We start from the raw sequence: 13,135 nt of genomic DNA, 5'->3' as shown, positions 1-13,135 counted from the left end.
GATCCGACTCGCCTGCGAGTTTGGCCGTCTTGGGACGGGCCCGCCGGGCGGCGGCCATCCGTTGTGCCCCGTGGGGCAGGTAGCCCATCCGGGAATCGATATTTCGGCCCAGCTCGCGGCTGATCGTTGAAGGCGATCGTCCAAGGGCGCGGGCGATCGCCCTGATCGACGTTCCGGCGGCCTGCAGGTCCCGGATCCTCTCCCGGTCCTCCAGGGACAGGTATCGCGGATCAATGGGCTTTTCCAGCGCGGCGATGCCCGGGACGGGCATCGCCATTACGCCGGACGGGGCGGCAAACGAGGTCACTCCCCGTTTGTAGTCGATCACCCGTCCGTCAGGGTAAATGCGTCGGTTGCTCGACTTCCGGATTCCGTGGTCCCAGTCCCTGGCCGTGCGAATGTTCACGCCAACTGTCCGTGCCGCTTCACGCCGGGAAACACCTGCCTTCCGGAGCCGGAAGAACTCTTCCCTTCCCGGATGAGGGCCGACGCCCGGAGTTCCGCGGCCTTTCAGACCCGCTTTCCTGACCCAGCCTGCGCAGGTGTTGGCATTTAGCCCCAGCTCCCTCGCCGCTGCCCGTGTGCTTCCAAGGCGGTCAAAAACCGCGAAAAATGCAGCCTTCTGATCCTTGCCGGAGCGCGCTCCACTCGATGATTCACGGCTTAAACGAGACACGGTCGTTGCAACTCCCAAAAATGCTGGGTGTTGCAACGACCGTTAGAACCCAAGCCTGCGTGCGGGGCCTTCTGCGTTAACCACTGGGGTTGCGGGAGAATCCGCGGACTAGGTAGACTGATCGACCTAGTTAAGGAGGGTTCCGTGACCACTCGCACCGAAAATAATGGCCGCCGCCGGTCCCCTGCCCGTGCGCGGATCCTGAACGCTGCGGCGCAGCACTTCTACGCCGATGGCATCGCCGCGACCGGGATCGACGTGATTACCTCCTCGGCGGGTGTGGCGAAGATGAGCCTGTACAACAATTTTGCTTCCAAGGCCGCACTCGTCGAGGCGTACATCGATGCCCGCCACGAGGAATGGCTGGGCCTGTACCGGGCCCGGCTCGCGGAAACTGCCACGGCTCAGGAGGGCGTCCTGGCCGTTTTCGATGCCTACATCGATCACGCCGCGGCCGCCTACAGCCACGGTTTCCGCGGGTGCGGCCTCCTGAATGCCGCCGCTGAACTCGGTGCGGATGATCCCGGGCGGTCTGCGGTTCGCCGGCACAAGGAGCACGTTGAGCGTCTGCTGATCGAACACTTGACGACGTTGACTGACCCGCCTGCCGCGCATCAACTGGCGGAACGCCTCAGCTTCCTGCTGGAGGGGTCGATGGCGCGTGCCGGCCTGGAGGGCGAGCCGACGCGGCTGCTCCATGCCCGGGAGTTCGCCGCCGAGCTGCTCGGCGCGCTGTGAACCGGGCTGCCGGCGGCGTCACCGCCATCCTGGTCACGTCATTCTTGTGGGGCACCACGGGAACCGCCGCGACATTTGCTCCTGATGCCGGCCCGCTGGCGATCGGAGCGGCCGCCCTGGGTATTGGCGGCCTGCTGCAAGCGGCCATCGCTCTCCCCTCCCTGGCTCGCGCGCGGCAGGCGTTGCGAAAGCACGCCGGACTGGTGGCCGTCGGAGCGCTGGCCGTAGCGGTCTACCCGCTGGCGTTTTACAGCGCCATGCACCTGGGTGGCGTTGCAATCGGCACAGTCGTTTCACTTGCGTCGGCGCCGCTGGCATCAGGCATCCTGGAAAGGGTCATCGAGCGCAGGCTCCTGAGCCGCTGGTGGATGCTGGCCGCCTTCCTGGGCGTCCTCGGCAGCGTCCTGCTGTGCCTGTCGCGGGCCGGCGAGCAGGCGGCGTCCGCCATGGCGACCCTGGCCGGCGTCGGGCTCGGGTTGCTGGCGGGCACCACCTATGCCCTGTATTCATGGGTGGTTCACCAGCTGATGCACCACCAGCTGGGGCGCGGGGCGTCGATGGGCGCGGTCTTCGGGGCCGGCGGGGCGCTCCTGATTCCGGTCCTGCTGGTCACCGGGGCACCGCTGGTCGCCTCCGCGCAGTCATTTGCGGTCGCCGCCTATATGGCCCTGGTGCCGATGTTTTTGGGTTACTTCCTGTTCGGCGTCGGACTCGCCCGGGTCCGCCCGAGCACGGCGACCACCTTGACGCTGGCGGAACCAGCGGTCGCCGCCATGCTCGCGGTCCTCGTCGTGGGTGAACGGCTTGGGATCATTGGTTGGATCGGAATGGCGATCCTCGCAGCCGCCCTGTCGGTGCTGGCCTTCGCTCCGGCCAACGTCACGGATCGCGGCGCTGTGGGTCGCCGTACAGCAACGCCCGCTGACGTTCCGGAAGATGCCGTTCTCGCCGGCCCCGCGCACCGGCCTGCCCTCACTGAAGCGCCCGGGGCACCGGACGTCGCCGCGGAAACAGGCTGAGCCCAGTTAACGGGACCGGCCAGCGCGTCCCCGCCGGGACGATGCACTAAGGGTGCTTACTATTGGTAGGCTTCCTGCGGGCATCGACTGGAGATGGGATCACACATGACCGACCAACAAGCACGCCCGGCCAACGACGGCGTGCGCGGCGAACTCCAACAGGACCGTTTCGTCGGCGACCAGGACCTGACGCGGTGGAACAACCGGGCCGGACGCTTCCTGGCCGGCGCCATGCACAGGGCCAGCAGCCTCATCGGTCCGCACGGGGCGCTGATCCTGACGCTGTTGTTCGGTGCTGTCCTCGCTGCCTGCCTCACGGCTCTCTCCGCCCAGGTCTATGAAGCGGTGACGGAAGCCGACGGCGTAGCAGGGCTGGATCATCCGATGCTCGCCGCCGGCAAAAGCCTCCGCTCCCCCGGCCTCGACGTCCTCGTCACCGCCTACACCGACGTCGGCGGCACCATCGGTATGCCGATACTTGCCGTAGCTGCCGCAGTGGTGCTGTCCGTTCAGCGCCGATCATGGACCCCCGCCATCCTCATCGTTGCGGCCGGAGCCGGTTCGCTGCTCATGACCATCGCCGGCAAACGGCTCATCGGCCGGGCGCGTCCGGACCTCACCGACGCCGTTCCGCCGTACGAATACTCCGCCTCGTTTCCCAGCGGACACTCCCTCAACTCGATAGTCATTGCCGGGATCGTCGCGTATCTGGTCATTCTGCGGCTCAAGACAACCAGGGCCCGGATCCTGACCGCGGCAGCCGCTGCCGTCTTCGCTTTGACCATGGGCCTGAGCAGGGTGTATCTCGGGCACCATTGGCTGACCGACGTGCTCGCCGCCTGGACACTCGGCGCCGCCTGGCTCACACTCATCATCACGGCACACCGCCTGTATCTGACGGTCAGAAAACAGCGCGCCGCCGCGGTTGCCAACTCGACCCGGTCCTGACGCCCGCAGCGTCGAGGCCAAGGAGGAAAGCCATGCCGGATCTTAGCTGGAACCGTGAGCTGGTGGACCAGCTCGACTGGCATTTCTCCCACCAGGCACGTGCGCGGCTGGACGGGCTGACGGACCAGGAGTATTTCTGGGAACCCGTGCCCGGCTGGAGTGTCCGGCGCAGGGGCGAATCAAGCTTGCCGGACGCGCCGGGCGCGGGTGATTTCACCATTGACTTCAGCTACCCGGAGCCGGCGCCGGCACCGGTGACAACAATTGCCTGGCGCCTCAGTCACATCCTGGTCGGCGTTCTGGGGGCGCGCACGGCCTCGCATTTCGGCGGTCCTGCCGTGGATTACCAGACCTACGCCTACCCCGGGACGGCGGCGGAGGCGCTTGACCGGCTCGATGAGGCCTACGTCCGGTGGATCCAGGGCGTGAAAGGGCTTGACGAGGACGGTTGGGCAGCAGCATGCGGGCCGGCCGAGGGTCCGTACGCCGCCGCCCCGATGGCCACGCTGGTGCTGCACATCAACCGGGAGATGATCCACCATCTGGCCGAGATTGCACTACTCCGGGACCTTTATGCGCATCGCCAGTTTCTGAAATGACGTCGAGCGCTTCCAGGAGCCGTCTGACCGAGCCGCCGAGATTCCATTCGCCGGCGAGGCGCTCGAGTTCTGCCCTCGGATCGCCGGCGACTGCGTGCAGCTGTGCGCCCGCCTCCTCGAGGGTCGGCAGCCCGAGGTCGCGCACCACGTTCACGACGGCGGGCGCGACCGTGAGGTAGTCCGCGGCAGCGGCGAGCTTGGACCGCACCGCTGCGGACAGGCCGCTCCCGGCATCTGCGGCTGCCTCGAGCAGCCCGTCCAGGGTTCCGTATTCTCCCAGCAGCGTGGCGGCAGACTTCTCCCCTATGCCGGCCACACCAGGCAGCCCGTCGGACGTGTCGCCGCGGAGGGTCGCATAGTCGGCATACTGCTGGGGCAGCACGCGGTACTTTCCGACAATGACGGGCTCGGTCACGACTTCAAGGTTCCTCATGCCGCGCGCGGTGTAAATCACCCGCACTTGTCGGGCGTCGTCGACAATCTGGAAAAGATCGCGGTCGCCCGTGACCACGTCGACCGGAAGCTCGGCATAGCTGGCGTAACTGCCGACGACGTCGTCCGCCTCGTGTTCGGCGGCCCCGACAACGGCGATGCCGGCGAGGGCGAGCACCTCACGGATCATCGGAATCTGCGCCACAAGGGCGTCCGGCACGACTTCCACGTCCGGGGCACCGGCAACCGTTGCTGCTACTCGGTGCGACTTGTAGGTCGGGATGAGGTTGACCCGCCACTGCGGACGCCAGTCGTCGTCCCAGCACGCCACGAGATGCGTGGCGCGGTAATCGGTGACAAGCCGCGCGATCATGTCGAGCAGGCCGCGGACGGCGTTCACCGGCGTCCCGTCGGCGCGGCGGATCGTGTCGGGCACGCCATAGAAGGCGCGAAAGTACAGTGACGCGGTGTCGAGCAGCATTAGGCGCTGGGGCATAACTGATCCTGACACGGATCCGCCCGCCGTCGAAGGTTGGGGCCAAGGTTTTCCAAAGATGCTGGCAGAACTGACACTGCCCAAAGACAATGGCCCGAAATGCTCTGGAGCCGGGCCGGCACCCTATGCCATCGAGCCCGGAGCCCCTATTCTCTTGCCATGACAGATGGGAGCAAAACCCGGCGAAAGGAATCGCGCCAGCGCGCGGGTGGCTCGTGAATACCGGTAGCGCCCGGCCGCAGGACAATTACGATGCCTTCCTGTCGAGGCTGGAGGCCGCCACATCGAACCTGAGCGCCCGGGCCGGGTCACTGGATAAGGCCTTGGCAGCGGTCACGCTGCTTTTGGAACCGTACGATTCCGCCGTCCGGAAATGGGAACGACGGCGCCACCACGTGCATGGGCAGCTCGCCGCGCACTCCGGGTCACCGCAGTCCTACACCGCGCTGTGCGAGCTCCACATTGTGGCAGGAAAGATGGAATCGATGTTCCGGGGCCGGGCCGAGCGCCTGAGGGAAAAACTGGCCGTAATGCAAGTGCGCCGCGAGGCCATCGACAAGTCACTCCTGGAGCTGGACTTGAGCAAAATCAAGCTCAACGCGTCCCGAATGCTGTCACAGGACCGCGAAAAGTTGGGCAACATCTTTTCTGCACTGTCCGGTTCCACCGTTGCCGCCTCAGCCCTTCCGGACATGGGCCTGCTGGGCGATCTCAAAGAAGCACGCGAGGCAGTGATCCTGGCCGAAGCGCTGATGGAAGTGAAGGGCTACTAATCATGGGAAATTCACCACTCCACGATCCACGCAAGAAAACGGCCACCCTGGTGCGTTGGTCAACGAAACCCGGCGATAACCCCATCATCAGGTTCATCGTATGCTTTATCTGCGTTTTTGCCTTGTGCCTGATCCTGTTGATGTTCATACCCTTTCTCCGCAGTTTCGGGGCCGTGGTGTTGTTCACGGCCTTCTTCGCGACCCTTATGACCATTCCTGCAGTCGCAGACCGGCGAAGGCTCATGCAGGGGCTGACCAAGCGGGTGAACAGCACCATCGCCGAGGTGACCAACACTCCGGCCGACCAGTTGTCCGTCAAGGAATTCCGGAACATGGTCAAAACCGGTGAGCAGCTTCCGCTCCTCGTCAGCGGCGTGCCCGGGCTAAACCTCCATGTGGAACGGGCGGCAATGTCCGGAAGGAACGCCCCGGAGAAATGGCTTGCGGTCCTCACCGTGGTTCCGCCGGAGAACGGCACAGCGAGTTTCGACCGCCTGGTGGCCGCGGCCATCGACCCGGGCTGCGGTACCACCAGGGCAAACCCCTCCTGACCTCCGGGACTCCTACTCTCCGGGACTCCGGGAGTCCGGGAGCATCAGTCATTGGCATACTGAGCGTCGCCGTTTGATGACCAAGAAAGGCCCCCACGATGGTCGAATACAAAATGCCGGCCGGCGGAACGAATGTACGCTTCGACCAGACGGCGGGAGGACGCTCGTGATTGGGCAGCACTTCAACGGTCCCCTGCGTCGTGCAGCGGTCGCCGTCGCGCTGGCGGTGGCCAGTGCCGGCGCAATCAGCGGGACGGCGCAGGCCGCCCCCGACGATGACGAGCCCCGCTACTCGGCGGGCGCTCCCGGCAGCGGCGATCCGTACTTCCCGTACGCCGGCAATGGTGGGTATGACGTCCGGCACTACCATCTCGACCTCCACTACACGCCCCCGACCAATCCGGCAGTGCTCGCAGGCCAGCTCCGCGGCGTCGCGACGATCACCCTCCGCGCGAAGCAGGACCTGAAGTCCCTCAACTTCGATCTGCGTGGCCTAGGCGTCACGTCCGTCCTGAACGACGGCAAGGCCGCCAAATGGTCCCAGCAGCAGGATGACGCGAACCGAATCTGGGAACTCACGGTCGGGCTGCGGCCCAAGCTGAAGGCCGGGCAGGAGACGACGATCGTCGTCGAGTACGGCGGCTCCACCGGCCGGCCACGCGACACCACGGGTGCCCTGTACGGGTGGGTCACCACCGCCGACGGTGCGATGGTGGTCAACGAGCCCGAGGGCGCTGCGACCTGGTACCCGGTGAACGACGACCCCGAAGACAAGGCAACCTACACCTTCCGCATCACAGTGCCGGCAGGCAAGACGGCCATTGCGAACGGCCTGCCGGCCGGCCGGCCCCCTACCAAGGCCGGGTGGACAACGTGGACGTGGAAGGCGTCGGACCCGATGGCCAGCTACCTGTCGACGGCGAGCGTCGGCGACTTTGCCCTGTCGTACGACGTCGGTCCGCACGGCCTGCCGATCATCAACGCAATCGACGCGGGCGTGACGGGCGCGGCACTGGCACAGACGAAGGCCTCCCTCGCCATGCAGCCGGAGATGATCTCGTTCCTGGCGGGCCTGTTCCGGCGCTACCCATTCGAGGCGTTTGGGGCGACTGTCGACGACGACTCGGTCGACTACGCCCTGGAGACGCAGACGCGGCCGGTGTACTCACTGGTCGCGGATGACGCCTCAGTAGTGCACGAACTGGCGCACCAGTGGTTCGGCGATGCGGTCAGCCCGTCCGACTGGCAGGATATCTGGCTCAACGAGGGGTGGGCGACCTACGTCGAGTGGCTGTGGGCGGAGCACCAAGGCACGGCAACCATGCCGGGGCAGTTCGCGGACGCTGTGGCGTACCTGGATGCGAAAAACCGCTGGGCGCTCAACATCGCTGACCCGGGCCGCGACAACCTGTTCATGGCCCAGACTTATTTCCGCGGTGCGGCTGCCCTCCACGCGTTGCGCTTGAAAGTCGGCGACTCGGCCTTCTTCGCGGGCGCCCGGTCGTGGCTGGCCCGCTACAACGACTCGACGGCGACGACGGAGGACTTCGAGGCCGTCATGGAAAAGGCCTCGGGCCAGCAGCTCGACGCGTTCTTCGACGACTGGCTGCGTGAGGGCGACCGCCCCGCGATGCCGTAGCGGGGCCGGGCGCCTCGCCTGGCAGTCGGCCTACGGCGTCATGATGATGAAGCCCGCAGGTTCGACGTCGATGCTGATCGCCAGTCCGTTCCGTCCCTCAGCGGCCACCTCTGATCCCTGCTGGCCCTGGTCGGTCGAATAGGCGCACTGGAACTTGTCTCCGATCGAATGCAGGCCGGCGTCGATGGTCACCCACGCTGTTCTGTGGGACACGATGTCTGTGTTCATGGCACAAATGACCTCCCGGTTTGCAATGATCCGGCTCCAGGCCACGATGGATGTCATTCTTCCCGAGCCGATGCGGCTCGGGTACCAGAAGCTGATTCCGTCCTCGGATATGGGCCGCAGGTACTGCCGGCCACGGCGGAGAGCGAGATCGTTCTTCCGTATGGCCAGAACCTTGGCGAGCTGCACGTACGCATCGGCCGACTCGTCAAAGAAATGCCGGCCGCGGCTCCGGAACGAGCCGAAGCTACCGCCGAACATTGCTTCGCGTATATATCGGTCTGCCTTAAAATCGCTGGCAGGCTGCGGATCAACCGCCGTCGGGAACTTTCCGTCGAAACGCTGCTCGCTGCCGTAGTAGATGCACGGGATGCCGAGCGTCGTCGCGTTCAAAGCCAGGACGGCGAGTTCCAGTGCACTCCCCTCCTGGTCGGAGGCGAACCGCGCCTTGTAGCTTCTGCCCATGCGCACGAGGTCATGGTCATCAAAGTTGGTGACGACGTGGTTGCGGAACCAGGTGTGCGTTGCCTTGTCGACCTGGTAGGAGTTGCGGAAGAGGTCAAAGTAGTTTTGCGGGTTGGTCCACCCCTTCACCGTGTCAACCATTTGTCCCTGAACGTCAGCCAGGCCCAAGGCCGCGTCGAGCCCGGTTTCGTCCCGTATCTCGACGGCGTCCTCGCGGCTGCCGGTGATCTCTCCGACCAGAAGAAACGAGTCCTTGCCAAGGGTCTGGGAGAACTCATGAATGGCGGAGGCAAAGTAACGCATAGCGCCGCGGTCCATGTGCTTGACCGTGTCCACCCGGAAACCGTCGACGTCCGCGTATGCGATCCAGTATTGGTACGCCTCGGTCAGAACCTGCATCGCCGCCGACGGCGTGTAGTCATCCACCGGGCCGGTTCCCTGATGGATGTCTTTGAGTCCCTCGAAGTCCCCTTCAGTCGTCTCCGGCACGTGGTCCCAATTGCCGATCTTCCCCTTGCGGGTGAAGACGCCGTCGGCCTGCAGTTCTTGGGGCCACACGGCAGCGCGCGTGTCGGCTGGATTGACCGGCGCGGGGAACGGCAGGCTGGGGACGCCGCTCCCGTCCCGCCAGCCGGCGACCGGAAACGTGGTGCCGTTCCACAGCGGCGCATAGAACTCGCCGGTGTTCGGATCGACAATGTCGTATTGGAAGACGTCGGCTGAATGGTTAAGGATCACATCGAGGATGACGTACAGCCCGGCCCCGTGGGCGGCGTCGACCAGGTCTTTGAAGTCTTGTGCCGTGCCGAAGTGCGGGTCCACTTCGAGGAAGTTCTGCGTGCCGTAGCCGTGGTAATCGTCCACTCCGGGTCGCTGGCGGAGCACGGGGCTGATCCAGAGTGCGGTTACGCCGAGCCTCTTCAGGTAGCCGATCTTGGACTGGATACCTTTGAGGGTTCCGCCAAGCCACTGAGCTCCGGCGGACTCCCAATTCTGAATGTCGGTCTGGGTCTGGACGGCGTTGCCCTCGTCCCCGGGTGAAAACAGCTGGGTGGTGCCGTGGACGATTTGGCCGGCAACATCCTTGTAGCCGTCTTCGTTGCCATCGGAGAACCGGTCGATCAGGAGGAAGTAAATCACCTGGTCCGACCAATCGCGGGGCGACGGGTGGTAATGGTTCTGCCTCAGGAGCTGCACCCACGGGATGTCCTTGATCGAGATCATTGTGTCCTCCCTGGATCCGAGTATTCGACGATCTGCACAATGAGCCAAGTATGGGGAACTCTTCCGGAGCGCGGAAGGGGCCTGAGGAAATAATCCATGAGCACAACCAAGGTGCATTCGCCGCGGTGGCTGACTCGGCCCTTGAGGGACGCCGGCCACCCGCCCGGAAACCTGTCCGTCCCACCCCAGCTGGACTACGATTCTGCCTGTTGGCCAAGCACCCTGTGACCCGCACAGGCGGGAACAGATGAGAGCGAGGAATGCGCTATGACCGGAGGGACAAAGCTGAGCGGACCGCACTGGCGGCGAGTGATGGCAGCGCTCGCCAATAACGACGCGCGGACCGCGTACGCGCAAATCGTCCTCGGCGCCGACCTCCTCGACGTGGTTGCTGACCTGAATGACCACCGGCGAAACCGTGCCATCGCCGTACTGCTTGAATCTGGGCTCGTCGAACGGAACGCCGCCAACGAACTTGAGGCACCAGAGGCGATCTTCCGCGACCTGCTCACGCAGCAACCCCGGCGACAGGCGCAGACCGGACTGGCCCGCTTCATGCGCCTGGGCAGGATCGAGAGGTATCCAGCCAACATGGCGGAACGGCGGGAGCTCCTCGCCTGGATTGTCAACGAAGCCTTCAAACCGGGCGAACACCTCACGGAAAAGCAGGTCAATGAACGGCTCCTCAGTTATACCGACGACGTCGTCATGCTGCGCCGATACATGGTCGACTTCCGCCTGTTGGAACGGACACCCTCGGGCTCCTCCTACTCGCGACACGACAAAAGCTAGCAACGGATGGGGTGCCTGCCAGCCAACACTCCCGTAAGCCGGTCGATTAAGGGATCTTGATCGCCGTGTTCCGCGACGCCACCTAATACTTGCTGGAACGGAGCGCGACGTCATCATCAAAAAAGATTCACGCAGTCGAGAAGGAGCGTGGCGTTGATCGTGCCCATATAGATCTCGACCCGTACATTGTGTGGCTGGGCGGCGCCAAGACTAAAGGTGTTGACAACGAGCTGCCAGGAATTTTCGTCGTCGGCAGTAAAAACTGTGGACGAATTCGTATTTGTGTCCAAGTTCCAAATGGCGAGTGTTCCTGACATTGGTTGCGGGCTAGTTGGACGCACGAAGGCAAAACAGGACACACTCGGTGCATTGACAGTCACATCCTGCCCCACGGAACCGGACTTCAGTGTCGTACTAATGGCACCAACATTCGTGCCCGACATCGCGCGAGGGTCAGCTCCCGTCCCCCATGAGACCGCACCTGCTTGGTTGATCGCTGTCCACGCCGAATTGGTATCGAAGTTCGGGTTGAGCAAAAACGACATCTCTCCACCTCCGGTTCCTCATACGCCTAGAAATCGAAACTTTCTGGTTGCGCCCACACCCCTGCACCGCGTTTTACCGTGTAGGAGCGCCCTTCACCGCGTAACAGCGAGTATGCCGTCACGGCGTTATAGCAGCGTTACAGCAGGAGGCCCTTGCAACTCCGGCGGGAACGGCACCGCTTCCCCCGGCTTGAAGACGCTGGTCCTGCATTCACGATCCGGACATCGATTAGGGTCGCTAAGCTGACGACGAACAGCACGTCCGGGTTGCCCGGCTGTAGTGCTGGCGAACCCCACCCGCACATGGCCGAAGCCGCGGCTCGGTCAGCCTCAGGCGGTTGCCGAAGCCGGCTAAACGGGAAACAGGATGCCCTAACAGAGCCGTCCGCTCCCGGCGTCTCCCCACTTTCATGTGCGCGCAGTAAGACGCCGTTTTTTGGTTATATCGGCGGTCTGGACAGTGGCCGGAGGCGGGAGGAAACTTCACATTGTGGGGGGCTCTTTGGAAGGAGCCTGAGATGGCTTGGCATATTGAAGGTACATATTTCGAGAACTGTAATTGCGACATGATCTGCCCCTGCACGACCTCCGGGCAGACGGCGCCGGCGGACAATGACCGCTGTCTCGTGGTCCTGGCGTTCCATGTTGATACCGGCGACGTGAACGGCGTTGACGTCGGCGGCCTCACCGTTTGCGTCGTTGCTGATGCACCGGCCGTGATGAGCGAGGGCGGCTGGAAGGTCGGTGTTTTGATGGATTCGGCCGCGTCAGCCGGGCAGGCCGAGGCGCTCGGTGCCGTGTTCGGCGGCCAGCTCGGGGGTCCGATGCAGGGAGTGGGTCCGCTGATTGGCGAAATGGTCGGGATGGAGTCATTGGACATGGCCTACGCCGACGACGGAAGGCGGCATCAGGTCCGGATCGGTAAGGCCGTGGACATGACTGTGGAGGACTTCGTTTCGCCCATGGACGCCACAGGACGCGGGGTGTGGGTGAGCGGCGTTGGTTTCCCGGCTGACCCTTTGGCGGCTGGCCGGTCCGTCGCTTCGCGCGGCGATGTCTTTGGAATGACCTGGGACTATAAAGGGCTGAACTCGTTCTCGGCGCCGTTTGCCTGGTCGGCATAACGTGCCGGGCCGCACGTATCTCGCGGCGAGCCACCGTGCATCACTGCTCGCTTTGCTGGGTTGCGCCCTCCTCGCCTGGTATTTCACCATCTCCGGCTCCGCTGGCATGCCCGCCGGCCAGGGCTCGATGGGAGCCGGCGTGGCGGGGTTCCTCGCGGCATGGACGCTGATGATGATGGCGATGATGTTGCCGGCTCTGGCCCCGCTCACGTCGATGTACCTCAGGTCCATTAGCGCCGTTCCCAGCAGCAGGGTCAGGGCGGCCCGCACCGTGGCCTTACTTTGTGGCTACCTTGTGACATGGATCGGGTTCGGCGTTTTTGCCTACGTTGCTTCGGTCGTCTCCGCGACGCTGGCCACGGATGCGCCGGACGTCGCTCCTTGGGTCGGCGCCGGACTCATTCTTGCTGCCGGAATTTACCAACTCACCCCTCTCAAGGATTTTTGTCTCCGACACTGCCGCTCGCCGATGGCGTTCCTGTTGCACGTGTCCGCATATAGGGGACGGTTTCGAGATGTGCGGGTCGGCCTTTACCACGGGCTGTACTGCATCGGCTGCTGCTGGGGGCTGATGATCGTTTTCGTTGCCGTCGGAGTGATGAACCTAGCGTGGATGGCGGTGCTGACGGCGACCATCCTGCTGGAGAAGACCTGGAAACATGGCCGGGCTTTCAGCCGGTTCACCGGGGCGGCGCTGATAGTTTTCGCGTTCTTCGTGCCCGCGCACCCATGGCTCCTGCCCGGGCTTTACATGAGCCCGGCAATGTGAGGCCAGCGACGCACTTCTCCCACGCACGGCGCTAGTCAGTGCCAGCGTCTCGAGGTGGTACAGCCTATTTTGGCTTATGGCGGTACCGCCTATTTTTGTCAGTGCACGGTGAGATGCTTG

The 13,135-nt window shown here is 64.2% G+C and carries 14 protein-coding genes; 10 read left to right on the top strand and 4 right to left on the bottom strand.

Annotated features, from left to right (window positions below; translation table 11 throughout):
- Nucleotides 1-406 (bottom strand): helix-turn-helix domain-containing protein (locus ACFVVK_RS06435; protein ID WP_390265003.1); only part of this gene is annotated, 406 nt, incomplete at its 3' end.
- A 414-nt stretch (nucleotides 407-820) separates the two neighbouring features.
- Here ACFVVK_RS06435 and ACFVVK_RS06430 point away from each other — a divergent pair.
- From ACFVVK_RS06430 to ACFVVK_RS06415, 4 genes are all read left to right on the top strand, one after another.
- Nucleotides 821-1,414: a TetR/AcrR family transcriptional regulator gene (locus ACFVVK_RS06430; protein ID WP_390265000.1), complete on the top strand. Its 594-nt coding sequence runs from the start codon at nucleotides 821-823 to the stop codon at nucleotides 1,412-1,414.
- Nucleotides 1,411-2,433, top strand: coding sequence for a DMT family transporter (locus tag ACFVVK_RS06425; protein ID WP_390264997.1), 1,023 nt, complete (start codon nucleotides 1,411-1,413; stop codon nucleotides 2,431-2,433). Before ACFVVK_RS06430 ends, ACFVVK_RS06425 begins: the two co-directional genes overlap by 4 nt.
- 105 nt (nucleotides 2,434-2,538) lie before the next feature.
- Entirely contained in the window at nucleotides 2,539-3,381 is an 843-nt protein-coding gene (locus tag ACFVVK_RS06420) for a phosphatase PAP2 family protein (protein ID WP_390264995.1), read from the top strand.
- A gap of 32 nt (nucleotides 3,382-3,413) precedes the next feature.
- Entirely contained in the window at nucleotides 3,414-3,980 is a 567-nt protein-coding gene (locus ACFVVK_RS06415) for a DinB family protein (protein ID WP_390264992.1), read from the top strand.
- Here ACFVVK_RS06415 and ACFVVK_RS06410 read toward each other — a convergent pair.
- Entirely contained in the window at nucleotides 3,901-4,908 is a 1,008-nt protein-coding gene (locus ACFVVK_RS06410; RefSeq protein ID WP_390264989.1) for a 5'-3' exonuclease H3TH domain-containing protein, read from the bottom strand. The genes ACFVVK_RS06415 and ACFVVK_RS06410 overlap by 80 nt on opposite strands.
- Before the next feature lie 215 nt (nucleotides 4,909-5,123).
- On the opposite strand from ACFVVK_RS06410, the gene ACFVVK_RS06405 reads away from it, so the two are divergent.
- The 3 genes from ACFVVK_RS06405 to ACFVVK_RS06395 all read left to right on the top strand — a co-directional run bounded on the left by ACFVVK_RS06405 (nucleotide 5,124) and on the right by ACFVVK_RS06395 (nucleotide 7,871).
- Entirely contained in the window at nucleotides 5,124-5,681 is a 558-nt protein-coding gene (locus ACFVVK_RS06405; protein WP_390264987.1) for a hypothetical protein, read from the top strand.
- A 173-nt stretch (nucleotides 5,682-5,854) separates the two neighbouring features.
- A complete protein-coding gene (locus ACFVVK_RS06400) occupies nucleotides 5,855-6,232 on the top strand; it encodes a hypothetical protein (RefSeq protein ID WP_390264984.1) in 378 nt (125 codons plus the stop codon).
- 166 nt (nucleotides 6,233-6,398) lie between these two features.
- Nucleotides 6,399-7,871: a M1 family metallopeptidase gene (locus ACFVVK_RS06395; protein WP_390264981.1), complete on the top strand. Its 1,473-nt coding sequence runs from the start codon at nucleotides 6,399-6,401 to the stop codon at nucleotides 7,869-7,871.
- Nucleotides 7,872-7,901: 30 nt separating this feature from the next.
- Here the strand turns inward: ACFVVK_RS06395 and ACFVVK_RS06390 are convergent, their stop codons facing one another.
- Nucleotides 7,902-9,785, bottom strand: a complete 1,884-nt coding sequence (locus tag ACFVVK_RS06390) for an alpha-amylase family glycosyl hydrolase (protein ID WP_390264979.1) — start codon at nucleotides 9,783-9,785, stop codon at nucleotides 7,902-7,904.
- Nucleotides 9,786-10,052: 267 nt separating this feature from the next.
- Between ACFVVK_RS06390 and ACFVVK_RS06385 the strand changes: the two genes are divergently transcribed.
- A complete protein-coding gene (locus tag ACFVVK_RS06385) occupies nucleotides 10,053-10,577 on the top strand; it encodes a DUF2087 domain-containing protein (RefSeq protein WP_390264978.1) in 525 nt (174 codons plus the stop codon).
- Nucleotides 10,578-10,693: 116 nt separating this feature from the next.
- Here the strand turns inward: ACFVVK_RS06385 and ACFVVK_RS06380 are convergent, their stop codons facing one another.
- A complete protein-coding gene (locus tag ACFVVK_RS06380) occupies nucleotides 10,694-11,122 on the bottom strand; it encodes a hypothetical protein (protein WP_390264975.1) in 429 nt (142 codons plus the stop codon).
- 518 nt (nucleotides 11,123-11,640) lie between these two features.
- On the opposite strand from ACFVVK_RS06380, the gene ACFVVK_RS06375 reads away from it, so the two are divergent.
- Both ACFVVK_RS06375 and ACFVVK_RS06370 read left to right on the top strand, forming a co-directional pair.
- Nucleotides 11,641-12,246: a DUF1326 domain-containing protein gene (locus ACFVVK_RS06375; protein ID WP_390264972.1), complete on the top strand. Its 606-nt coding sequence runs from the start codon at nucleotides 11,641-11,643 to the stop codon at nucleotides 12,244-12,246.
- A 1-nt stretch (nucleotide 12,247) separates the two neighbouring features.
- A complete protein-coding gene (locus ACFVVK_RS06370) occupies nucleotides 12,248-13,015 on the top strand; it encodes a DUF2182 domain-containing protein (RefSeq protein WP_390264970.1) in 768 nt (255 codons plus the stop codon).
- Nucleotides 13,016-13,135 lie beyond the last annotated feature (120 nt).

It is taken from the genome of Arthrobacter sp. NPDC058192, assembly GCF_042883665.1.
Lineage (GTDB): Bacteria > Actinomycetota > Actinomycetes > Actinomycetales > Micrococcaceae > Arthrobacter.
Note: the sequence above shows the minus strand (reverse complement) of the source record. Positions and strands in the feature narration are given on the sequence as shown.

Bases quoted from the DNA above. Each gene is read 5' to 3' on its own strand.
- ACFVVK_RS06375 (WP_390264972.1), top strand. From the start codon at position 11,641: ATGGCTTGGCATATTGAAGGTACATATTTCGAGAACTGTAATTGCGAC.
- ACFVVK_RS06420 (WP_390264995.1), top strand. From the start codon at position 2,539: ATGACCGACCAACAAGCACGCCCGGCCAACGACGGCGTGCGCGGCGAA.
- ACFVVK_RS06410 (WP_390264989.1), bottom strand. From the start codon at position 4,908: ATGCCCCAGCGCCTAATGCTGCTCGACACCGCGTCACTGTACTTTCGC.
- ACFVVK_RS06380 (WP_390264975.1), bottom strand. From the start codon at position 11,122: ATGTCGTTTTTGCTCAACCCGAACTTCGATACCAATTCGGCGTGGACA.
- ACFVVK_RS06390 (WP_390264979.1), bottom strand. From the start codon at position 9,785: ATGATCTCGATCAAGGACATCCCGTGGGTGCAGCTCCTGAGGCAGAAC.
- ACFVVK_RS06385 (WP_390264978.1), top strand. From the start codon at position 10,053: ATGACCGGAGGGACAAAGCTGAGCGGACCGCACTGGCGGCGAGTGATG.
- ACFVVK_RS06415 (WP_390264992.1), top strand. From the start codon at position 3,414: ATGCCGGATCTTAGCTGGAACCGTGAGCTGGTGGACCAGCTCGACTGG.